The 21,805-nt window shown below is 45.8% G+C and carries 20 protein-coding genes; 14 read left to right on the forward strand and 6 right to left on the reverse strand.

Annotated features, from left to right (window positions below; all coding sequences use genetic code 11):
- Positions 1 to 210: 210 nt before the first annotated feature.
- The gene (locus ACSSU7_RS01795; RefSeq protein ID WP_492517037.1) at positions 211 to 852 is read right to left on the reverse strand and encodes an FMN-binding negative transcriptional regulator; all 642 of its coding nucleotides are present in this window, start codon (positions 850 to 852) and stop codon (positions 211 to 213) included.
- 47 nt (positions 853 to 899) lie between these two features.
- Entirely contained in the window at positions 900 to 1,133 is a 234-nt protein-coding gene (locus ACSSU7_RS01800; protein ID WP_492517038.1) for a hypothetical protein, read from the reverse strand.
- 107 nt (positions 1,134 to 1,240) lie between these two features.
- On the opposite strand from ACSSU7_RS01800, the gene ACSSU7_RS01805 reads away from it, so the two are divergent.
- The 5 genes from ACSSU7_RS01805 (at position 1,241) to ACSSU7_RS01825 (ending at position 6,340) form a co-directional block, all read left to right on the forward strand.
- On the forward strand, positions 1,241 to 2,671 hold the full coding sequence (locus ACSSU7_RS01805) for an aminotransferase-like domain-containing protein (RefSeq protein ID WP_492517039.1): 1,431 nt from the start codon (positions 1,241 to 1,243) through the stop codon (positions 2,669 to 2,671).
- Between the two features lie 121 nt (positions 2,672 to 2,792).
- Positions 2,793 to 3,482 (forward strand): 2-C-methyl-D-erythritol 4-phosphate cytidylyltransferase, encoded by a 690-nt coding sequence (ispD, locus tag ACSSU7_RS01810; RefSeq protein ID WP_492517040.1) that lies wholly within the window; start codon positions 2,793 to 2,795, stop codon positions 3,480 to 3,482.
- Entirely contained in the window at positions 3,482 to 3,955 is a 474-nt protein-coding gene (gene ispF / locus ACSSU7_RS01815) for a 2-C-methyl-D-erythritol 2,4-cyclodiphosphate synthase (RefSeq protein WP_492517041.1), read from the forward strand. Before ispD ends, ispF begins: the two co-directional genes overlap by 1 nt.
- Positions 3,956 to 3,976: 21 nt before the next feature.
- The gene (locus ACSSU7_RS01820) at positions 3,977 to 5,800 is read left to right on the forward strand and encodes an ABC transporter ATP-binding protein (protein WP_492517042.1); all 1,824 of its coding nucleotides are present in this window, start codon (positions 3,977 to 3,979) and stop codon (positions 5,798 to 5,800) included.
- A 60-nt stretch (positions 5,801 to 5,860) separates the two neighbouring features.
- Positions 5,861 to 6,340, forward strand: a complete 480-nt coding sequence (locus ACSSU7_RS01825) for a nuclear transport factor 2 family protein (RefSeq protein ID WP_492517043.1) — start codon at positions 5,861 to 5,863, stop codon at positions 6,338 to 6,340.
- 160 nt (positions 6,341 to 6,500) lie between these two features.
- On the opposite strand, the gene ACSSU7_RS01830 is transcribed toward ACSSU7_RS01825, so the two are convergent.
- Positions 6,501 to 6,881 carry a flagellar protein FlaG gene (locus ACSSU7_RS01830; protein ID WP_492517044.1) on the reverse strand — a complete coding sequence of 127 codons (381 nt, stop codon included), beginning with the start codon at positions 6,879 to 6,881 and terminating at the stop codon, positions 6,501 to 6,503.
- Between the two features lie 420 nt (positions 6,882 to 7,301).
- Between ACSSU7_RS01830 and ACSSU7_RS01835 the strand changes: the two genes are divergently transcribed.
- The 4 genes from ACSSU7_RS01835 to ccoG all read left to right on the forward strand — a co-directional run bounded on the left by ACSSU7_RS01835 (position 7,302) and on the right by ccoG (position 12,632).
- Positions 7,302 to 8,732, forward strand: a complete 1,431-nt coding sequence (locus ACSSU7_RS01835; RefSeq protein WP_492517045.1) for an aminotransferase-like domain-containing protein — start codon at positions 7,302 to 7,304, stop codon at positions 8,730 to 8,732.
- A 131-nt stretch (positions 8,733 to 8,863) separates the two neighbouring features.
- Positions 8,864 to 10,606, forward strand: coding sequence for a nitrite/sulfite reductase (locus ACSSU7_RS01840; protein ID WP_492517046.1), 1,743 nt, complete (start codon positions 8,864 to 8,866; stop codon positions 10,604 to 10,606).
- Entirely contained in the window at positions 10,599 to 11,126 is a 528-nt protein-coding gene (locus tag ACSSU7_RS01845) for a DUF934 domain-containing protein (protein ID WP_492517047.1), read from the forward strand. Before ACSSU7_RS01840 ends, ACSSU7_RS01845 begins: the two co-directional genes overlap by 8 nt.
- Positions 11,127 to 11,201: 75 nt before the next feature.
- Complete coding sequence (ccoG, locus tag ACSSU7_RS01850) at positions 11,202 to 12,632, forward strand: cytochrome c oxidase accessory protein CcoG (protein WP_492517048.1); 1,431 nt, start codon at positions 11,202 to 11,204, stop codon at positions 12,630 to 12,632.
- Between the two features lie 108 nt (positions 12,633 to 12,740).
- On the opposite strand, the gene ACSSU7_RS01855 is transcribed toward ccoG, so the two are convergent.
- From ACSSU7_RS01855 to ACSSU7_RS01865, 3 genes are all read right to left on the reverse strand, one after another.
- Positions 12,741 to 13,274, reverse strand: coding sequence for a Smr/MutS family protein (locus ACSSU7_RS01855; protein WP_492517049.1), 534 nt, complete (start codon positions 13,272 to 13,274; stop codon positions 12,741 to 12,743).
- A gap of 62 nt (positions 13,275 to 13,336) precedes the next feature.
- Positions 13,337 to 14,287 (reverse strand): thioredoxin-disulfide reductase, encoded by a 951-nt coding sequence (trxB, locus tag ACSSU7_RS01860; RefSeq protein ID WP_492517050.1) that lies wholly within the window; start codon positions 14,285 to 14,287, stop codon positions 13,337 to 13,339.
- 176 nt (positions 14,288 to 14,463) lie between these two features.
- A complete protein-coding gene (locus ACSSU7_RS01865) occupies positions 14,464 to 14,928 on the reverse strand; it encodes a Dps family protein (RefSeq protein WP_492517051.1) in 465 nt (154 codons plus the stop codon).
- 139 nt (positions 14,929 to 15,067) lie between these two features.
- Between ACSSU7_RS01865 and ACSSU7_RS01870 the strand changes: the two genes are divergently transcribed.
- The 5 genes from ACSSU7_RS01870 to ACSSU7_RS01890 all read left to right on the forward strand — a co-directional run bounded on the left by ACSSU7_RS01870 (position 15,068) and on the right by ACSSU7_RS01890 (position 21,698).
- Positions 15,068 to 17,383 carry a DNA translocase FtsK gene (locus ACSSU7_RS01870; protein WP_492517052.1) on the forward strand — a complete coding sequence of 772 codons (2,316 nt, stop codon included), beginning with the start codon at positions 15,068 to 15,070 and terminating at the stop codon, positions 17,381 to 17,383.
- Positions 17,384 to 17,409: 26 nt separating this feature from the next.
- Entirely contained in the window at positions 17,410 to 18,060 is a 651-nt protein-coding gene (gene lolA / locus ACSSU7_RS01875) for an outer membrane lipoprotein periplasmic chaperone LolA (RefSeq protein WP_492517053.1), read from the forward strand.
- A gap of 26 nt (positions 18,061 to 18,086) precedes the next feature.
- The gene (locus ACSSU7_RS01880; protein ID WP_492517054.1) at positions 18,087 to 19,409 is read left to right on the forward strand and encodes a replication-associated recombination protein A; all 1,323 of its coding nucleotides are present in this window, start codon (positions 18,087 to 18,089) and stop codon (positions 19,407 to 19,409) included.
- A gap of 104 nt (positions 19,410 to 19,513) precedes the next feature.
- Positions 19,514 to 20,788 (forward strand): serine--tRNA ligase, encoded by a 1,275-nt coding sequence (gene serS, locus ACSSU7_RS01885; protein WP_492517055.1) that lies wholly within the window; start codon positions 19,514 to 19,516, stop codon positions 20,786 to 20,788.
- 70 nt (positions 20,789 to 20,858) lie between these two features.
- Positions 20,859 to 21,698 (forward strand): EamA family transporter, encoded by an 840-nt coding sequence (locus tag ACSSU7_RS01890; protein WP_492517056.1) that lies wholly within the window; start codon positions 20,859 to 20,861, stop codon positions 21,696 to 21,698.
- Positions 21,699 to 21,805 lie beyond the last annotated feature (107 nt).

Raw genomic sequence — 21,805 nt, forward strand, 5'->3', positions numbered from 1 at the left:
AGTCCTCAAATACAAATTGTAACTCTTAGTGTGAAACTCTCTTAAAAGAGCCAGACAGACTTAATTATCTTAAATCACTATATCGTGCAAGATTAAGTGCAGATGAAATCTGCTGACAGTTAATTGGAAGTTGGATTGTATAAAAGCTCGCTTAGGCGAGCTTTTATATTTTAAGCGTTCATTTGTTGGTCTGCTTGGTTCATTATTAGCTTACTCTTTAGTTAGTATGCTTTTGAGTGTGGCCTCTGCGATTGCTGTGTGTCCGTGGCGCACTAGTTCTGCTGCTAGGTTGGTTCTGTCTTGCACATGCTTGTTTTGGCTAAGCTTTGATTTACCTAAAATTTTGGTGATGGTAATTTCAATGCCAACAATCGCTTTTAACATAGCATCTATATAGTCTGGCGGTGCATCTGCCATCTGCCAAGGCGATGCTTGCTGTACTTTATGTTCGTGAGCATGCGTGAGAAGCTCAAGCATTACGCGCAGGTGGCCAGCATCTTCTGTAAATTTTATTTTTCCATACACATGTACTGCCTGGTAGTTCCAAGTGGGGACTTGCTGGTGAGTTTCTTGTTTGCTTGGGTACCAGTTAGGCGAGACATACGCATCTAAGCCTTTAAATATTACCAGTGCCTCATCGTTGCTAGCGGTTTCTCGCCAAATTGGATTGGCTTTTGCTGCATGCGTACGCAGTGTGCCAAATTCACCCGTATTTGTATCAAGCTCAAAAGGGAAGTGGTTGGCCTCTAGTCCATTGGCGCTTTTTGTTACCAATGTACCTAGCGGGTGGGATGCAATGATATCAAAAAGTGCCTCTGGGCGATTCTCTGCAAAGTGTGGCGGAATATACATAGCTATGGTGTGCCGGTTATTGAAAATATTTTTTAAGTAACAGCTGTTTAATTTTCTGGAATTGCTACCGAGCGCACTAATACAAAGCGCTTTTGCTTAGAGGTGTTATGTTCGCATCCGGCTAGGCTTCCGGAAAAATTGGTCAGGCATGCTTTCTCATTTTTAGCTGTTAGTAGTGGATGTGCAACTGTATTGGTTGAGATGCTTGCTTGTTCCACTTTAGACTGACAGCCGGTTATCGCTAATAAAATTAAGCTGGTTAGTAGCATGATGCGTTTCATGATGAGGTTTTTCCGTGTGTTGACTGACAACACTATAACTTTCTATACCATGACACTACATGTACAATTTGTTATTCACCAGATAGAACTGTACAGGTCAAAACACCATGCCAGATGCATCGCCTTTACTTACATTAAACCCTGAAGACTCCGTGCCACTAGTTGAGCAAATAGTTTTAGGTGTGAAGCGCTTAACTGAAGAACGTGTGCTACGGGCTGGCACGCGCCTGCCTTCTATACGTAACTTTGCCACCGAACATAATGTCAGTCGGTTTACTGTGGTTGATGCTTATGATCGCTTAGTCGCGTTAGGGTATTTGGCGTCTCGTCGAGGCTCTGGTTTTTATGTTGCGGCACGGCAGCAGATTGAAATTTCCACTGCCAGCACTTGCCGCTTAGAGCAGGCCGATGATGTGCTGTGGCTGTTGCATAATACCTTTCAGGATATATCTGGCGCAGTCAGGCCCGGTTGTGGCTGGCTGCCAAGTGATTGGTTAAGCGCGAATGTGATACAGAAAAGCTTGCATGAGCTTTCACGCAAGCCAGGCGAATTTTTAACGGGATATGGTGATGTGAGTGGCTACCTGCCGTTACGTCAGCATCTGTTGCAAAAGCATCTGTCAGATATTGGCATTAGTGCCGAAGTGAATCAAGTGATCATGACCAACGGTGCTACGCATGGTCTAGACTTAGCCGCGCGCCTATTGATTAGGCCCGGAGATGCTGTTTTGATTGATGATCCTGGCTATTACACACTGTTTGGTTATTTGAAAACGCTGGGTGCCAAATTAATTGGTGTTCCGCGCAATATAGACGGGCCAGATGTAGGGCGCATGGAGCAATTAATTCAGGAGTTTCAACCTAAATTATTTTTTACCAATACAGTGCTGCATAACCCAACCGGTACCAGCACTAGCTTAGCGGTGGCGCACCAGATTTTACAGTTGGCAGAAAAGCATCAACTGTACATAGTGGAAGATGATATCTATGGAGATTTACACCCAAGTAACGCACCTAGGCTGGCAACCTTAGATCAACTTAAACGGGTAATCTACATTAGTAGTTTTTCTAAGACTATCTCGGCTAGCCTGCGCGTAGGTTTTATCGCCTGTGCCCCAGAGCTTGCTGCTAGGTTGCTGGATTTAAAGCTGCTTTCTGGCCTGACTACCTCTGAGATTAACCAGAGAATTATGTACCAGATTTTAATCGAAGGGCGTTATCGCAAACATGTAGAGCGTGTACGCTCGCGTTTGCAGGAGGTGCGCGGTCAGGTAATTGGGCAGTTAGAGCAAAGTGGCCTCACATTACATGCAGACCCTGTCGGCGGCATGTTTGTGTGGGCTGAGCTTCCGGCAGGGAAGAACGCAGCAGAAGTTGCCACATTAGCAACACGAGAAAGTATCATGTTGGCACCTGGCAACTTGTTCCGCCCCTACCAAGAGCCGTCATCATGGCTGCGTTTTAATGTTGCACATTGCGATGACGATAGAATCTTTGATTTCTTAAAACGGCAGGTAGATGTAAAAACGCCAAGCTAGCCACTTATAGTGCGGGTGTTATGCTGTCCCAAGCACATGGATGCCACGGCGTTATTTTTAAAATCAGTAGGGTGGCTATGTTAGAATCCAAGCATGATTTTTAATTTATTAATGGCTTAGTATGGCACGTTTTCACATTGTTATCCCTGCAGCTGGCATCGGTAATCGGATGGAAACCGCTATTCCCAAACAGTATTTGCCTTTGTCTGGCAAGCCGATGATCTCTTACAGCATCCAGACGTTTTTTGCTTCTCCACGCATTGCCAGTATTAACTTAGCATTAAGCCCTGAGGATTATTTCTGGCGTAATCTCGAGCTGGATGCCAATAGCCGATTGCAGTTGCATTACACCGGCGGTGAAACACGCGCACAGACCGTGTTAAACACTTTGCTGGCTTTGCAGTCGCAGATAGATGAAGACGACTGGATATTGGTGCATGATGCCGCACGGCCAGGGCTAACATTAGCTTTACTCAATACCTTGTTAGATAGCCTAGAGCATGATGCGGTTGGTGGCTTGCTGGCGCTGCCGTTGGCTGATACATTAAAACAATCCAATGCGGATTCTCGTGTTAAAAATACGATTCCACGTGATGGTTTGTGGCAAGCACAAACCCCGCAAATGTTCCGCTATAGCCTATTGAAACGTGCTTTAGAGAGCTTTGACGGTGCACCTACGGATGAAGCACAAGCCATTGAAGCACTCGGCTTGGAACCAAAACTGGTGGTGGGTTCACTAAGAAACATGAAAATTACCTACCCACAAGATATGACATTGATGGAAGTGTTAATACAAAAGGAAATCGCATAATGAGAATTGGTCATGGCTTTGATGTGCATGCTTTAGTGGTTGGTCGCAAGTGCATTATTGGCGGAGTGGATATTCCGTATGACAAAGGATTGGATGGTCATTCAGATGCTGATGTATTGCTACATGCAATTTGCGATGCATTGCTAGGTGCTGTGGCACTAGGTGATATCGGTAAACATTTTCCTCCAAGCGATATGCGCTACAAGGGCATCGACTCTCGCCAATTGCTAAGGCATGTGGTGAGCTTGGTGCGAGAGCATGGCTATGTTGTGGGCAATATTGATGCCACCGTGATGTGTGAGGCGCCTAAGTTAGGGCCACATACGGCTGCCATGTGTGTACATATTGCCGCAGATTGTGGTGTTGAGGTCACGCAAATCAACGTGAAAGCAACCACCACTGAGAAACTTGGCTTTACCGGTCGCGGTGAAGGTATTGCAGCAGAAGCTGTATGCTTGTTGCAACCTATCTAAACGCATCTACCAAAGGTCACTATGCTGCGCTGGTTTGAAAACCTGTTAAACCCTTTTCCTGCAAAAGAAATCGCTCCTCCACCTAATGCGTTATGGCCATTTTTATGGTCTTGCACCAAAGGTTCGCGCTTATTTATTCTGGTGATGACATTCTTTACCGCCATGATCGGCGGCTTTGAAGCTATGCTATTTGCAGTGATGGGCAAGGTGGTTGATTGGTTGAGTAAAAGCTCACCAGCGCTGCTGTGGCAGACAGAAAAGAATCATTTGCTGATGTTGGCTGGACTATTGATTTTCAGTGCAGTCCTGATTGCGGTGCAAACTCTGATTAAACATCAAACCTTAGCGGGTAATTTCCCTATGCGTTTGCGCTGGAACTTTCACCGTTTAATGCTTGGGCAAAGCATGAGCTTTTATCAGGATGAGTTTGCTGGGCGCGTTTCTGCAAAGGTGATGCAAACAGCGCTAGCCGTGCGAGATGTATGGTTTATTGTCGCGGATATATTGGTGTTTGTGGTGATTTACTTCGTCACCATGGTGGCTGTGGTTGGGCATTTTAATGCCATGGTGGTCGTGCCTTTTTTGGTGTGGGTCGTATGTTATGTGATTTCACTCAGCTACTTTGTACCTAGGCTAGCTAAGGTTTCACAAAATCAGGCAGATGCCCGCTCGTTAATGACTGGGCGTATTACAGATGCCTACACCAATATCAGCACGGTTAAATTGTTTTCACATGCGGGGCGTGAAGCTTATTATGCGAAATCAGCCATGAGTGAGTTCTTAGGGACTGTGCATAAGCAGATGCGCTATGTGTCAGGTGTGGAATTTACCAACCATATTCTTAACATGCTGCTGGTAATTGCAACCTCTGGTGTGGCGCTGTGGTTATGGACTCATAACGAGGTGAGTGTGGGTGGTGTTGCTGCCGCCACCGCCATGGCATTGCGTCTTAATGGTATTTCGCATTGGGTGATGTGGGAGCTTACCTCACTTTATGAGCACATTGGCACCGCGCAAGATGGGGTGAACACCCTCTCTTTAACCCAGCAGATTATCGACAAACCTGACGCGCCAGCATTAAAAATCAGCACAGGTGAAATCATATTTGATCAGGTGGATTTTGCGTATGGCATGCAGACCTCAGTATTAAGAGCGCTGAGTTTAAATATACGGCCGGGTGAAAAGGTGGGCTTGGTAGGGCGCTCTGGCGCAGGAAAATCTACCATCGTGAATTTGCTGCTACGTTTTTATGATGTAGAGAGTGGCCGCGTCTTGATTGACGGTCAAGATGTGCGCGATGTGACGCAAAACAGTTTACGCAGCCAAATTGCGATGGTGACGCAAGACACATCGCTACTGCACCGCAGCGTGCGCGACAATATTCTGTACGGGCGGCCAAACGCCACAGAACAAGAGATGATAGACGCTGCAAAGCGTGCAGAGGCCCATGACTTTATCTTAGGCTTGCGCGATGCTAAAGGCCGTACCAGTTATGATGCGCATGTGGGCGAGCGTGGTGTGAAATTGTCTGGTGGCCAGCGTCAGCGTATTGCGATTGCGCGCGTGATTTTAAAAGACGCCCCCATTTTACTGCTAGATGAAGCCACCAGTGCGCTGGATTCGGAAGTGGAGCAAGCGATTCAAGCTAGTTTGTATGACTTGATGCAGGGTAAAACGGTGGTGGCTATTGCGCACCGTCTCTCCACTATTGCTGCAATGGATCGTTTAATTGTGCTGGATGATGGCAGAATTGTTGAAGAGGGTGACCATCAGGCATTGATTAAGCAAGGTGGTATATACGCAACGTTATGGGCGCACCAAAGCGGCGGCTTTTTGGGAGAGTAGCGCACTTACATTTTCTCGGTTCATCTGTGTTAAATATGTTTATATTTTAGGAGTGAAGAGATGTCTACAACTCATGAAGCAAGGCCACCATTACCCCCATTTACACGTGAAACTGCGATGCAGAAAGTACGGTTGGCTGAAGATGGTTGGAATAGCCGAGATCCACAACGGATATCACTTGTATATACGCCGGATAGCCAGTGGCGTAATCGTGCAGAGTTTTTAACTGGGCGTGAGCAAATTGTTGCGTTCTTAACTCGCAAATGGGCGCGTGAGTTAGAGTATCGTTTAATTAAAGAATTGTGGGCGCATGATCATAACCGCATCGCGGTGCGGTTTGCTTATGAGTGGCATGATGATTCTGGGCAGTGGTACCGTTCTTATGGCAATGAGAACTGGCAGTTTGATGCCAATGGTTTAATGGAGTTACGTTATGCCAGTATTAACGACTTACCCATTAAAGAGGCTGAGCGTAAGTTTTTATGGCCGATAGGGCGCAGACCAGATGAATACGCTAGTTTAAGCGAGTTGGGTTTGTAGCGTTTAACTGCTACTAGCTAGAGTGCCTGATGCGTTGGTTTGGGATTGGGATCTGCGGTAAAGCATTTTGGGTTAAGCATTTGCGGCAACATGAAAACCACAAATGCTTATTTCATCAATGATACAGCCAAAGTAGCTTTGGCTGATAGCTGTAGCTTGGTTAAGCGCGCTCTCTTATCACTAAGCCTTGTAGTCTGCTCAGCGTTTTTGAAAAGGCTAGCACCTCCTCATTTGGGATTTGCCTAACGGTTTTTTGCGTTGCCGTGTCGATCACTTTTACAATCATGCGACCAGCTTCTTCATCCATCGAGAACTGTACAGTTTGCAAGGCAGGCGCTACCAACTCATTCAATTTATTCACAGCAGCCGTCAACATGTCTTTGTTGGCTTCAGTTGATGTTCTATTTTCAGACGTATCCACTGATTTTAAAGCAGCGCGATTCGCGTTGTTAGCTTGGGCGGTAGCTCTCGCATCTGTCGTTTGTTGCGTGCTGATTGGCATTTTAATGCCGCCGTAACCATCTATTGAAGAATTAAACATGTTAGCCCTTAAAATCGTGTCTTAAATTGTTATTGGTTAAAAATTAAGTTAAATTTTGCCGCATCTTATGACTCTTTAACGGCAGCAAATTTAGATAATTTAGGGTAAAAGTAGAAAATATTTAAAATAATTTCAATATTTATATAATTGTTAATATATTCATATGGTTATAGATAAAAATATTTTTTGTTTGGCACATGTTTTTATGTTATTTCCACGATTTCACTGTAAAAAAGCTAATTATTTTGTATGGTTTTGATATTTTTAACGCTTGTAACCAGCATTATTTTTATAAAAATATGCTCAGTAGCTAGGGTTTGTTTATCTTGTTTTATATAGACCAGTCCCGTGGCTTAGGTAGTAATTTCTTGTGTATAAGGTAGCATGCTATTTGTACACATTTGATATCACAGGAAAGCTATGAAGCTTTACGAGCAGCTTGCTAATTCTATTGCCCAATCTATCCAAGAAGGAGTACTGTGCCGTGGAGACAAGCTGCCCTCTGTACGTCAAGCCAGTGTTAGCCGTGATGTGAGCGCAGCTACTGTATTAGAGGCATATTATCTGCTGGAAGCGAGAGGCCTGATTACTGCGCGTGAGCGCTCCGGTTATTTTGTGACTGGCGGTGCGGTGAATATTCCATCCTCGCCTGCGCCGGTTATAGAGAGCCAATTAGAGTCCACAGAAGTAGATGTGAGTGAGCTGGTGTTTGAAGTACTGGAGTCGATTCGACTCAGAAGTGTAGTGCCTTTGGGCTCGGCATTTCCCAGCCCTTTGCTGTTCCCGCGGGCGAATCTAGCTAAGACCATGGCTTCCAGTGTGCAGATTATGGACCCTTGGGCTAGTGTAGATAACCTAAGCGCAGGGGATATTAACCTTAGACGTCAGATTGCCTTACGTTACATGATTGATGGTTTACATGTGACGGCGGATGAAATCGTAGTGACAAATGGTGCGTTGGAGGCATTGAACTTATGCTTAATGGCGGTTGCCCGCCCTGGAGATACCGTTCTAATTGAGTCGCCAACCTTTTATGCGGCATTACAATCCATAGAGCGTATTGGTTTGCGAGCAGTTGAGATTCCGAGTCACCCTAAAGACGGGATTGATTTGGCGGCAATGGAGCGTGCCATTTTGCAGCACCAACCAAAAGCTTGCTGGCTAATGACTAACTTTCAAAATCCATTGGGCAGTTTGCTTTCCAATGAAAAGAAGCAGGCGTTAGTGGCACTCATCACCAAGTATCAACTGCCGTTGATTGAAGATGATGTATACGGCGAGCTATATTTTGGTGATAAGCGGCCAGTGCCAGCCAAGGCTTTTGATACTGAAGGCTTGGTGATGCATTGTTCGTCATTTTCTAAATGTCTTGCGCCTGGCTATCGGGTGGGCTGGGTGGCACCGGGGCGATTTGCAAAAATGGTGGCGCGGCTTAAGCTAACTACCACTATCTCAGCGTCGGTGCCAGCGCAGGTAGCCATTGCCAAGTATCTGCAAAAAGGTGGCTATGACAAGCATTTGCGCAGTTTGCGCCATGCCTTATTAATGAATCAAATTAAGTTTGTCGAAGCCATTGAGCGCTACTTCCCTGCCGGCACTTGTTTAACGTTACCGCAGGGCGGCTACTTTTTATGGGTTAAGTTACCAGATGGTGTTAATGCACTTGAGCTACACAAGCTTGCGCTCAATAATGGCATTAGCATTGCACCTGGCCCTATATTTTCTGCGCAGCGCCACTTCAGCAGTTATGTTCGTTTGAATTACGGGCATATTTGGGATGCGCGTATTGAGGCTGCACTGGCAACGCTAGGTACGCTAGTATTGGGATTAATGTCCCAGCCATTGCCGTAAGGTTTTTATCATCTGTTATGCTTTTTTTGTAAGCATCTGTCTCTGTTCTTCATTAGCACCAAGCCTTAAGCTTTAGTCACTGTAAAAAATAACTTGGCTGTTGTATCAACGCCAATTTTTAAGGTGATTAAATGTATATCTATGATGAAATAGATCAAAACTTGGTGGAACAGCGCGTTGCCCAGTTTAGGGGGCAGACGCAGCGCTTTCTCAATGGGCAGCTCTCTGAAGATGAGTTCCGAGTGTTGCGTTTACAAAATGGATTGTACATTCAGCGGCATGCCCCAATGTTGCGCGTGGCAATTCCTTACGGGATGTTGACCTCTAATCAATTGCGTACTTTAGCTTATGTTGCGCGGCGTTGGGATAAAGGTTACGCCCACCTTACTACCAGGCAGAATATTCAGTTCAATTGGCCGCGCTTGGAAGACGCGCCTGATATTTTAGCGAAGCTTGCTACCGTGCAAATGCATGCCATCCAAACCAGTGGTAATTGCATACGTAACACCACCACAGACCATTTTGCTGGGGTGGCGCACGACGAAATCATTAACCCCTTGGTCTGGTGTGAAATTATTAGGCAGTGGTCTATGCTGCACCCTGAGTTTGCATTCTTACCACGTAAATTCAAAATCGCTGTGAGTGGCTCTGTAACAGATAGAGCGGCGATTGGTGTACATGACATCGGATTGCAGGCGGTTGAACACAGCGGTGTGTTTGGCTTTAGAGTGTTTGTGGGTGGTGGTTTGGGTAGAACACCACTTGTGGGTAAGCTGATTAACCCTTTCGTGGCCTGGTATGACTTGCTGACTTATTTGCAGGCAACACTGCGTGTTTATAATCTACATGGTAGGCGAGATAACAAATATAAGGCACGCATCAAGATCTTGGTCAAAGACCTCACGCCAGAGGTGTTTTCCCAGCAGGTAAATGAACAATGGGCGCGCATTAAAGGTGGTGCTGACACCGTAACCGCCGAATTTGTCAGTGCGATTGCTGACAAGTTTACATGGCCCAGCTATCGCGTCTTGCATGAAAATGGCAGTGCTGCCATTGCACATCATTTAGAAGCCAGCCCTGCCTTTGCACGATGGTTCCGTACCAATATTCACCAGCATAAAGTTAGCGGCTATTCATCCGTGACCGTATCACTTAAGGCGACGGGCTCTCCCCCAGGCGATATTACTGCAGACCAGATGGATGTACTTGCTGAAATGTCTGACAACTATGGGTTCGGTGAGCTACGTGTTTCGCACGAGCAAAATATCATTTTGCCTGATGTTAAAACCAAGTCGCTATATGCACTATGGCAAGAACTTAATGTGCTTAATCTGGCAACGCCTAATATTGGGTTAATTACTAACATAATTGCTTGCCCAGGCGGAGATTACTGTAGCTTGGCGAATGCAGTTTCCATCCCGGTAGCAGAAGCTATCCAGCAAAAATTTCATGATTTAGATTATGTGCATGAAATTGGTGAGCTTGATCTTAACTTATCTGGTTGCATGAACTCTTGCGGCCATCATCATGTAGGCCATATCGGTATTTTGGGCGTGGATAAAGCAGGTGAAGAGTGGTACCAAATCACATTAGGCGGCAGGCAGTCTGGCGCGCTCAAGGTAGATGCTAAATCAAACGCAGATAGCAACGCCAGCGCAGCGATTGGCCGAGTGATAGGCCCTTCGTTTGCGCGTGAGCAAGTGCCTGATGTCATTGCACGTTTAATTCAAACTTATTTATCTATCCGAGAGAGTGATGTGGAGCGGTTTATTGATGTGGTTGACCGTGTAGGAATTGAGCCATTCAAAAAGGATGTTTATATGGATCCATTACTAGCAAAGACTTCAAACTTAGTGAGGGAATCCAATGTCTGAATCTAAGCAAAACTTAATTCGTGGTGGCCAGCTTACAGTGAATGCGCTGCAATGCTTTGACGTTAATAACGAACAAGCACTGTTGGTTCCCCCAGATGATGCAACTTGGATGGTGACTTTTGATACTTGGGTGGAGCATCAGTTGTTATTAGAGGGCAGGCAGTTTCCAGTGGCAGTATTGATGCCTTCTGATACTGATTTTGACGATGGAATTAGCCATCAAATACGCGGGCTATGCCAAGCAGACATTGCATTGATTGCGATAGATTTTCCAAGTTATACCGATGGGCGAGGTTATTCATTGGCGCAGTTATTAATAAATGTTTACCAGTGGTCTGGAGAGTTAAGGGCCGTGGGAGATGTGATGATAGATACCGTGTACTACTTAGCCAGATGTGGGTTTGATAGCTTTCTGATTAAATCAGGCCACGATGCGCAGTTGGCATTAGACGCTTTGCATACCTTTAGTGATACCTACCAAAAGTCTTATCGACAGCCGATTAAAAGTAATACGCCATAACCATTAATCGCAATTGAAAACCATAGATTTACATCAGTTTAACTTGAGCTATTTTATTGTAAGCAAGGACTGCAAATGAAAGATGTTAAAACTACATCGAAGAAAGTTATTCCAATCGCCCCTGCACCGGGCGGCTTTATGCCGATGTATGAAGCGCAGGCCAAGATATACCCACGCAATACCTTCGGTTTTTTCAAAAACTGGCGCTGGGTCATGATATGGATCACGCAAATTGTGTTTTACGGTGTGCCGTGGCTACAGTGGGGTGAGCGTCAGGCAATGTTGTTAGATATCAGCACCCACCGTTTTTATATCTTTGGCTTGGTTCTATACCCGCAAGACTTAATTTATCTGGTGATTATCCTTATCATCGCAGCGCTAGCTTTGTTCCTGTTTACTGCGGTTGCCGGCAGACTGTGGTGTGGCTTCTCTTGCCCACAATCGGTGTATACCGAAATATTTTTATGGATGGAACGAAAAATAGAAGGGGATAGAGCCGCGCGTATTCGTCTGGATGAGTCTAAATTTGGAGTTAAAAAGCTATACACCAAATCGATGAAACATCTGGCTTGGATTAGCTTTTCAATTTTCACAGGGTTCACCTTCTTAGGTTATTTTTCACCGATACGTGAGCTATTGGATAGCATTATTCAGGTTAGACTCAGCCCTTGGGAAACATTCTGGATTTGTTTTTATGGCCTAGCGACTTATGGTAATGCTGGCTTCCTGCGTGAGCAGGTTTGCAAACACATGTGTCCTTATGCACGATTCCAAAGTGCAATGTTTGATAACGACACACTGATTGTGACTTACGATCAAGAGCGAGGCGAGCCACGTAGTGGCCGCTCCAGAAAAATAGACGCAAAGCAGGAGGGTTTAGGCGACTGTATTGATTGTAATTTCTGTGTGCAAGTGTGCCCGGTTGGTATTGATATCCGCAATGGCTTGCAATATGAATGTATTAGTTGCGGTTTGTGTGTGGACGCATGTAACAGCATTATGGATAAAATGAATTATCCACGCGGCTTAATCCGATTCACAACGCAAAATGGCCTGGCCCAGCACTGGACTAAGCATCAAGTGATTCAAAAAATATTGCGTCCGCGAGTGCTTATTTATAGTGCGCTGTTGTTGTTGCTTTCTCTGGGTTTGGTTGTTTCTTTGGCGATGCGCCCCGCATTTAAAGTGGATGTTAATCGTGACCGAGGTGTAATGTCCAGATTGGTTTCCGGCGGTAAAGTAGAGAATGTCTATCAGTTGCAAATCACCAATGTGACCGAAGCTAAAGAGACGTATCGCGTATCAGTGTCTGGCATTGATGGTTTGTCGATGGCCTCTCAAACTCAGTTCACGGTAGAGCCTGCTAATGAACGATTGGTGGCTGTAAGCCTGCAAATTGCCGATGGTGCAATACGTAGCGGTACACACCCGATTATGTTTGAAGTGGAGGCGTTGGGGACTAAAGAACGTATTACTCAAAAATCTATCTTTTATATGTCCCGCTAGTCTATATCGAGAGAGGTAAGGGTTGTATCAAGAGGCGCCTAGTGCGCCTCTTAGTTTATACAGGCAGTGTTTATGTAATGGCTTAATCTATACTGTTGGCTGCGTTACTTAGGCTTTTAGTAGCACAATCACTGCGCCGCTGCCGCCGTCTTGCCTGCGTGCTTCTGCATAGGCAATCACTTCATCACGCTGTATTAACCAGCCACGTAATTTGTGTTTAAGTACCGGCTCGCGGTTACGTGAGCCTAACCCTTTGCCATGCACAATGCGTACGCAGCGTATGCCCCGTTTTTTACAGTCGTTTAAAAAGGTTGCCACGTAAAGTCTAGCCTCATCACTGACTAAGCCATGCAGATCAATTGCTGCCTGTATTACCCAGTTACCGCGGCGTAGTTTACTTAAAATATCAGGGGAGTGACCTTCACGCAGGTAAAGCAGTTCTTCGCCAGTTTCTAATTCATGTGCCGGTATATAGTGATCGCTTAAGGAGTCAGCTAGGGCTTGTTGCTCATCACGAATAAACTGTTTGGGGATAGGTTTCGGGCGTAGCGGTGCGTGATGCACACGCTTGGGTTTGAGTGGACGCGCGTCTTTAACTGCTTCTAAAAACAGTTCAGATTCATTGTCTTTTGCGTCTTCCACAATGTTGATGCCTAGGTTTAAGTGGTAAGCGAGGGCGATGCGGACATTGCCCTCATTCTTACTTATTTCAAATGATCTAAATAACGCTCAGCATCTAGTGCGGCCATACAGCCTGTGCCTGCACTAGTGACCGCTTGGCGGTAAATATGATCTTGCACATCGCCTGCCGCAAATACACCCGGTACGCTAGTGGCTGTGGCATTACCTACGCGGCCCATTTGCGTCACAATGTAGCCGCCTTCCATCTCGAGTTGGCCTTCAAAGATATCTGTGTTTGGTTTGTGGCCAATGGCAATAAACACGCCTTGTAATGCAATATCTTTAGTCGTGCCATCGCTCACATTTTTAATGCGCATACCAGTCACACCAGTGTTATCACCAAGCACTTCGTCCAAGGTGGCGAATGTTTCCAGTACGATTTTGCCTTCAGCCACGCGCGCCATCAGTTTGTCGACCAGAATTGCTTCTGCTTTAAACTTATCACGGCGGTGTACCAGCGTTACTTTACTTGCGATATTGGCTAGGTATAAAGCCTCTTCAACCGCAGTGTTACCGCCACCAATCACAGCGACTTCTTGGTTTCTGTAGAAGAAGCCATCGCAAGTGGCACATGCAGATACACCTTTGCCTGAGAATGCCTCTTCACTTGGCAGGCCTAAGTATTTTGCAGAGGCGCCCGTTGCAATAATCAAGGCATCACATGTGTATTCGCCACTATCGCCCACTAAACGAATCGGTTTTTCTGTGAGGTGCGTGGTATGAATGTGGTCAAAAATCATTTCAGTGTTAAAACGCTCTGCATGTTTTTGGAAGCGCTCCATCAATTCCGGGCCTTGCACGCCGTCTGCATCTGCTGGCCAGTTATCAACCTCGGTTGTCGTCATCAACTGACCACCTTGTGCAATACCAGTAATTAATACAGGTTTGAGATTTGCGCGTGCAGCGTAAACCGCGGCTGAATAGCCTGCAGGACCTGAGCCTAAAATAAGTAGTTTGGCGTGACGTGTTGCCATAATGTATTACTTTCTTGATTAATATTGAATTTTATACGTTGGGTGTGATGTTTGATTTTTCAAGTAAGTGGTGGCATGGAAGCAGCTTTTTCCTGAGCGCTGTACTGTGCAAGCTACACCCTAATGCGTTTTAGGTATCGCGCTGTGCTGCCAACTTAGCTTGAGAAGTTATCGTATTATTTTTCTAGCAGACTCCGGAGCATCCATGCAGTTTTTTCATGGGTTTGTAAACGTTGCGTGAGTAAATCGGCAGTTGCTTCATCTGAGGCAGCATCCGCACTAGGAAACACCGCACGAGCCGTGCGGCACACTGCTTCATGGCCGGCTACCAGTTCGGCAATCATGTCTTGTGCTTTAGGCACTGACTCTGATTCTTTAATTGAACTTAACTTGGCAAAATCGCGATAAGTGCCTGGTGCATAAACATCTAAAGCACGAATGCGCTCAGCCACCAAATCAACGGCTAATGCCAGTTCGTTGTATTGTGTTTCGAACATCAAGTGCAATGTGTTGAACATCGGACCCGTGACGTTCCAATGAAAGTAATGCGTTTTCAAATATAAAGTGTAGGTATCCGCTAATAGATGTGAAAGACCCTGAGCAATATTTTTTCTATCTTCTTCTTTAATGCCAATATCCATTTGAACTCCTTAGTAAGACTCTGGTTAAGGGATTACAACGTTTTATGATTCGAATTGAGAATGATATTCTAATCGCTACGCAGCGACTTTGATACTGCTATAATTAAATCCGACACTTAAAATACGTTAAAGGTTTATCTTGTTTTTCAAAAAATCTAAACCAGTTAATGCTCGCCGTGAAGCTGAAGTAATTAAATCTAATGCCCTCGCTAATACGCTCATTAAAGAAGCTTGGTGGCTGGGTTTAGTGCTCATCGGGCTTTATATTACCGTCATTCTTTTTACTTATAATCCTAACGACTCTTCTTGGTCACATATTGCACCTGATAGTGCAGTTATTCAGAACGGCGGCGGTAGTGTCGGTGCCTGGATTTCTGATTTATTACTGTATGTATTTGGCTTTTCTGCCTGGTGGTGGGCTGTATTAGCTTTTTATGCCATGTGGTTTGTGTATTTAACGTTAGAAACTGTGAATCAGAGCGAGAAGCCATTCTTACTTTTTAACTTTTTTGGCTTTGCTTTGCTGCTGGTAGCTTCAAGCGCCTTGGAAGCAGGGCACCTGATTAATTTGCCAGCCTTGTTGCCTGATAGCGCAGGCGGTATGTTAGGTAGCGCTGTAGATACAGGCTTGCGTAGCTTGTTTGGTTATACAGGCTCTAGCATGCTGCTGCTGTTAATGTTTGTGGTTGGTTTTAGCTTGTTTACAGGTTGGTCATGGATCATGATCACCGAAAAATTTGGCGCGTTCTTGATTTCTAGCTATGCGTTCATTACGCTGAAGTGGCAAGACTGGCAAGACAGAAAAGCCGGTAAAGCTGTGGAGCAGGAGCGTATCGAATACGTTAAAAGCGAACGTAAGCGCGTGGTGGATCGTGAGCCGGTACAAATTGAAACGCCAGTGCTTGAAATCGCACAAAGTGTGCGCGTACAAAAAGAAAAGCAAGTGCCATTGTTTGATACGCACCCTGACACCCCATTGCCGCCTATACACCTGTTGGATGAACCTTCAGGCACGGTGGAATTGCCTTCTGCCGAAACCCTAGACTTCACCTCGCGTTTGATTGAACGTAAGCTGATGGATTTTGGCATTGAGGTTAAAGTGTTAACTGCATTGCCAGGCCCTGTGATTACGCGTTACGAGCTTGAACCAGCGGCCGGCGTTAAAGGCAGTCAGGTCACGAACCTAGTAAAAGACTTAGCGCGCGCTTTATCTGTGGTGAGTGTGCGTGTAGTAGAAACGATTCCTGGAAAAACCTGCATGGGTTTAGAGATTCCTAACCCTAAACGCCAAATTGTTTATTTATCAGAAATCATGGGCAGTCAGGCGTACGCAGATATACATTCACCACTGGCTATTTCTTTAGGTAAAGATATCGGCGGAAAACCTGCGGTGGCTGATTTAGCGAAAATGCCACACGTGCTGGTTGCCGGTACGACCGGCTCTGGTAAGTCTGTGGCTATTAATGCGCTGATTTTAAGCTTGCTGTATAAAGCAGATGCGAGCCAAGTGCGCATGATTTTAATTGACCCCAAAATGTTGGAGTTGTCAGTTTACGAGGGTATTCCACATCTGTTAGCGCCAGTGGTAACTGATATGCGCCATGCCGCAAACGCCTTAAATTGGTGTGTGGCGGAGATGGAGCGTCGCTATAAATTGATGTCTATGTTAGGTGTACGTAACCTTGCAGGCTATAACCAAAAAATTAAGGATGCAGATAAAGCCGGAGAGAAAATTCCGCATCCATTTAGCTTGACCCCAGACGAGCCCGAGCCGTTGGAAGAAATGCCATTGATCGTTGTAGTGATAGACGAGTTGGCTGATTTGATGATGGTAGTGGGTAAAAAAGTGGAAGAGTTGATTGCACGTTTAGCCCAAAAGGCGCGCGCTTCTGGCATACACTTGGTATTGGCAACGCAGCGACCTTCAGTAGATGTGATTACTGGTTTGATTAAAGCTAACGTGCCGACACGTATTTCTTTTCAGGTTTCCAGCAAAATCGACTCACGTACCATTTTGGACCAAATGGGTGCTGAAGCCTTGCTAGGGCAGGGTGATATGCTTTATATGCCGCCAGGTACCGGTTACCCGCTACGTATTCACGGGGCGTTTGTATCAGACCAAGAAGTGCACAAAGTGGTCGATTATCTTAAAGCCCAAGGTGAACCGAATTACATCGACGGTATTCTAACCAACGAAACCGAAGAAGCCGGTGGCGCAGATTTCGTGGCTGGCAGCTCAGGCAATGGCGGCTCAGAGGTTGATCCGCTTTATGACGAGGCAGTGGGTATCGTGCTTAAATCACGTCGCGCCAGTATTTCATCAGTACAACGCCAGCTGCGCATTGGTTACAACCGTGCCGCTCGTTTGATTGAGGATATGGAACGCGCAGGTTTGGTTTCTGCGATGCAAAGCAACGGTAACCGCGAAGTATTAGCACCGCATCATGAGCCTTAATTTTTAAAGAAGAACATACTAATTTAATGAATATTATTAAAAAACTGCAAAATACTGGTTTGCATTTCATCAATGGTTTATTGGTGTTGCCTGTACTTTTCGTAGCGCAAGTTGCACATGCAGATGGCATGGATAGCGTAAAGGCGTTCTATGAAAAAACGCAGGCAGTGCGCGCCAATTTTCATCAAGTGGTCACCGATAAACAAGGGCGCAAGGTGCAAGAAGTGCAGGGCACTATGCAGCTCAAACGCCCTAATAAGTTTAGGTGGGATTACAACAAGCCATATGAGCAACAAATCATTAGTGATGGCAAACAGGTATGGCTGTATGACACTGAGCTAGCACAGGTGACCGTGCGTGATATCGGCAAAGCGTTGGGTTCTAGCCCTGCTGCATTGCTGGCTGGCGGTAAGGCCATAGAGGAGACTTTTACGCTGGCTAATGCCAGCAATCGCGATGGTTTAAATTGGGTGAGTGCGCAGCCTAAAGATAAAGAGTCTGGTTTTGAAAAAATATTGCTGGGTTTCAAAGATAATCAGATTCAGGAAATGGCATTGTTAGATAGCTTTGGGCACAACACAAAAATTGTATTTAGCAAGGTGGAGGTAAACCCTGCGCTGGATGAAAAGTCATTTTTATTTAAACCACCAAAAGGTGTAGATGTGGTGGGCGAGTAAAAAGTGGCGAAAGATACCTATTTATTTTGAACAGTCTATTTGAACCCAATACCCCACAAGCACCACTCGCTGAGCGATTACGCCCTAAAGCGTTAGACGAGGTCGTCGGTCAGTCACATCTGCTAGGGGTTGGCAAGCCGCTACGCTTGGCTTTTCAGTCGGGCAAGTTACCTTCCATGATTTTATGGGGGCCGCCCGGCGTAGGTAAAACCACCTTGGCACGCCTTATTGCCAATACGGCCGATGCTGAGTTTATCCCTATTTCTGCGGTACTTTCTGGTATTAAAGATATCCGTGAGGCCGTAGAGCGCGCGGAGCATACTTTGCAGCAGCATGGGCGTAAAACCATACTGTTTGTGGATGAGGTGCACCGCTTTAATAAAGGCCAGCAAGATGCATTTTTGCCATTTGTAGAAAGTGGCTTAATTACCTTTATTGGCGCCACCACCGAAAACCCCTCGTTTGAGGTGAACAGTGCGCTGTTAAGCCGTGCGCAGGTGTTTGTGCTTAACTCATTGTCAGAGGCTGAACTATCGTTATTGCTTGATCGCGCGCAGCAGTTGGTGGCCGCCGAGTTAACCATTACCCCAGAAGTACGTGAGCAGGTTTTGGCTTATGCTGATGGCGACGCAAGACGCTTGCTCAACTTTGCTGAAGGATTGTTTAACGCGGCACAGGGTGCAGCTATCTCTGAAATTGATGAGGCGTTCTTACAGACCACCATGGCGAGTAAGCTACGTCGTTTTGATAAAGGCGGCGAAGCATTTTACGATCAAATATCTGCCTTGCATAAATCAGTGCGTGGCTCTAACCCTGATGCTGCTTTGTACTGGTTTTTACGCATGATAGATGGTGGGGCCGATCCGCTTTACCTAGGGCGTCGTATTGTGCGGATGGCGGTTGAGGATATCGGCATTGCAGACCCGCGTGCGCAGACCATGGCATTAGAGGCCTGCCAGATTTATGAGCGGCTTGGCTCTCCTGAAGGCGAGCTTGCGTTATCCAATGCAGTGATTTATTTGGCAGTAGCAGCTAAAAGTAATGCGGCCTATATGGCTTACAATCAGGCTAAAGCTTTCGTGGCGCAAGATAAGTCACGTACCGTGCCATTACATTTGCGCAACGCGCCAACTAAACTGATGAAGGCGTTGGATTACGGTAAAGAGTATCGTTATGCGCACAATGAGCCAGATGCGTATGCTGCAGGCGAGAGCTACTTCCCTGATGATTTGCCGCCGCAACAATTTTACTCCCCCACGCCACGTGGTCTTGAGGGTAAAATAGCGGAAAAATTAGCGTATTTGCGTGAGCTAGATAAACGTGAAATAGATAAAAAAGCAAAAAAATAAGCAGTCAGCCGCTTTCTCTAAGCCTAACCCTTGCAGGGCTGGCTGCTAAGTTGGGCAATGATGGTGATGGCGAGCATGCAACAGAATAAAATTAAGGGATTTAAATGTTAGACATTCAAGCATTAAGAAATGATTTAGATGGCGTAGTGAGCCAATTACAGGCACGTGGTTTTGAGTTTGATGCGGCTAAGTTCAGCGCCCTAGAGCAAGAGCGTAAAACCGTGCAAACTAACACGCAGGATTTACAGGCTAAGCGTAATAATGCATCTAAGCAAATTGGTATTGCAAAGTCTAAAGGTGAAGACGTGAGCGCCATTATGGCGGAAGTAGCTGGCCTAGGTGAGCAGTTAAAAGCGGGTGAAGTGCGTTTGGCTGAGTTGCAGGCTGACTTGCAAAGCCTATTGCTCAACGTGCCAAACTTACCGCACGCTAGCGTGCCTCAGGGTAAGTCTGAAGCAGATAACGTAGAAGTGCGTAAAGTAGGTACACCACGCACGTTTGATTTTGAAGTGAAAGACCATACCGATGTTGGTATGCCACTGGGTTTGGATTTTGATACAGGCACCAAACTATCTGGCACACGTTTTACGCTAATGCGCGGGCAGATTGCAAAAATGCATCGTGCTCTTGCACAGTTTATGTTGGATACACAAACCGAACAGCATGGCTACGAAGAATGCTATACCCCATATTTGGTTAATGCAGAGACATTAACCGGCACAGGCCAGTTGCCTAAGTTTGAAGAGGACCTGTTCTCATTAGCGCACAACGACAGCAAGTTATATTTAATCCCTACGTCTGAGGTGACCCTCACTAATACTGTGCGTGATGAAATTGTCCCCTTAGAGTCTCTGCCGATTAAACTCACCGCACATACGCCATGCTTCCGCTCTGAGGCTGGTTCTTATGGGCGCGATACCAAAGGCATGATACGCCAGCACCAGTTTGATAAAGTTGAAATGGTGCAGATTGTGCACCCTGAGAAAAGCTACCAAGCATTAGAAGAAATGGTAGGCCACGCTGAGAACATCCTTAAAGCATTAGGTTTGCCTTACCGTGTAGTTTCACTATGCACAGGCGACATGGGCTTTGGCGCCGCTAAAACTTATGATTTAGAGGTTTGGTTGCCAGCGCAAAATACTTATCGTGAGATTTCCTCTGTATCCAACTGTGAGTCATTTCAGGCACGTAGATTACAAGCACGTTTCCGTAACGAGATTGGCAAGCCTGAACTGGTGCACACCTTAAATGGCTCTGGTTTGGCGGTAGGGCGTACACTAGTTGCAGTGCTGGAAAACTACCAAAATGCAGATGGCAGCGTAACCGTGCCAGAAGTGTTAAGGCCATATATGAACAATCTGGCGGTGATTACTGCCTAGATTTTTCAGCTATTCTTGATATTTCAGTCTTTGTAGTTTAGTGGAACTCGTCTATGTATTTGGACGCCTAATGTTTTCTCTGGCGTCCACTGTCTATCAAAAAAAATTGGCGCAACATGGTTTGCACCCATTTTATATCGTTGCAGCTACCTATCTTGTACTTGGTGTTCTAGCTGCACCTTTACTGTACGCGATTGACTTTGGCAGCCTGAGCCATGATTTTTGGTTAAATGTATGGCTAGCCTCGTTATTTGACGTTGCTGGCTGGATGTTTCTAGTCCTGTCACTTTCTAAAACTGATTTGTCCGTGTTTGGGCCATTAAACGCCTACAAAGTAGTGGCGTCCATGTTGTTAGCCATTTTGTTTCTGAATGAGGTCCCCAGTGCACAGGGCTTGCTAGGTGTGCTGTTTATCATTGTAGGCAGCTTCTTTTTGATGCCACCAGCTGCTACATCTCAAGCTGGCACGGTGGCTGGGTTACTACGCGATAAAGGCGTGCAGGCGCGTTTTTTATCTATTTTCCTGTTTTCTGTTGGTACGGTTTTCCTTAAAAAATCAGTGGCTGGCGGGGTGCTGGAAACGATGGTGTTTTGGTCGCTAATCGGGCTGCCATTGGTATTATTGAGCAACTATTTCTTTCTGCCCAATAGTATTCAGGAGCAAATGAAGGCGACTAAGCAGCATCTGTACAGTATTAGTCTGATCGGCGCGATGGTGTTCGCCATGCAGTATTTTACCTTGCTGTTGCTTGCTAATATGCTGGTGGCGTATGCACTGGCGCTGTTTCAATTGGGCATGGTGCTGCAGGTGCTGATTGGTTATCGTGTATTTAACGAGAAAGATATCGCCAGAAAGTTGCTGGCAAGTTTAGTGATGATGGCAGGCAGCCTTTTGGTTTTAATGCACTAGCTTTTAAGTGGCTTTGATTATATCTCTGTAAATATAGCCATTGCCTACATAAGGTTTCATTGCCAATTATGTACCGCTGTATTGCAATTGCAGCTGCTTGCGCCACA

This window comes from Methylotenera sp. E1MeOHC1 (assembly GCF_058745595.1).

What these genes read in the sequence shown, in the direction of transcription:
- ACSSU7_RS01795 (WP_492517037.1), bottom strand. Translation starts at nt 852, where the DNA reads ATGTATATTCCGCCACACTTTGCAGAGAATCGCCCAGAGGCACTTTTT.
- ACSSU7_RS01800 (WP_492517038.1), bottom strand. Translation starts at nt 1,133, where the DNA reads ATGAAACGCATCATGCTACTAACCAGCTTAATTTTATTAGCGATAACC.
- ACSSU7_RS01805 (WP_492517039.1), top strand. Translation starts at nt 1,241, where the DNA reads ATGCCAGATGCATCGCCTTTACTTACATTAAACCCTGAAGACTCCGTG.
- ispD (WP_492517040.1), top strand. Translation starts at nt 2,793, where the DNA reads ATGGCACGTTTTCACATTGTTATCCCTGCAGCTGGCATCGGTAATCGG.
- ispF (WP_492517041.1), top strand. Translation starts at nt 3,482, where the DNA reads ATGAGAATTGGTCATGGCTTTGATGTGCATGCTTTAGTGGTTGGTCGC.
- ACSSU7_RS01820 (WP_492517042.1), top strand. Translation starts at nt 3,977, where the DNA reads ATGCTGCGCTGGTTTGAAAACCTGTTAAACCCTTTTCCTGCAAAAGAA.
- ACSSU7_RS01825 (WP_492517043.1), top strand. Translation starts at nt 5,861, where the DNA reads ATGTCTACAACTCATGAAGCAAGGCCACCATTACCCCCATTTACACGT.
- ACSSU7_RS01830 (WP_492517044.1), bottom strand. Translation starts at nt 6,881, where the DNA reads ATGTTTAATTCTTCAATAGATGGTTACGGCGGCATTAAAATGCCAATC.
- ACSSU7_RS01835 (WP_492517045.1), top strand. Translation starts at nt 7,302, where the DNA reads ATGAAGCTTTACGAGCAGCTTGCTAATTCTATTGCCCAATCTATCCAA.
- ACSSU7_RS01840 (WP_492517046.1), top strand. Translation starts at nt 8,864, where the DNA reads ATGTATATCTATGATGAAATAGATCAAAACTTGGTGGAACAGCGCGTT.
- ACSSU7_RS01845 (WP_492517047.1), top strand. Translation starts at nt 10,599, where the DNA reads ATGTCTGAATCTAAGCAAAACTTAATTCGTGGTGGCCAGCTTACAGTG.
- ccoG (WP_492517048.1), top strand. Translation starts at nt 11,202, where the DNA reads ATGAAAGATGTTAAAACTACATCGAAGAAAGTTATTCCAATCGCCCCT.
- trxB (WP_492517050.1), bottom strand. Translation starts at nt 14,287, where the DNA reads ATGGCAACACGTCACGCCAAACTACTTATTTTAGGCTCAGGTCCTGCA.
- ACSSU7_RS01865 (WP_492517051.1), bottom strand. Translation starts at nt 14,928, where the DNA reads ATGGATATTGGCATTAAAGAAGAAGATAGAAAAAATATTGCTCAGGGT.
- lolA (WP_492517053.1), top strand. Translation starts at nt 17,410, where the DNA reads ATGAATATTATTAAAAAACTGCAAAATACTGGTTTGCATTTCATCAAT.
- serS (WP_492517055.1), top strand. Translation starts at nt 19,514, where the DNA reads ATGTTAGACATTCAAGCATTAAGAAATGATTTAGATGGCGTAGTGAGC.
- ACSSU7_RS01890 (WP_492517056.1), top strand. Translation starts at nt 20,859, where the DNA reads ATGTTTTCTCTGGCGTCCACTGTCTATCAAAAAAAATTGGCGCAACAT.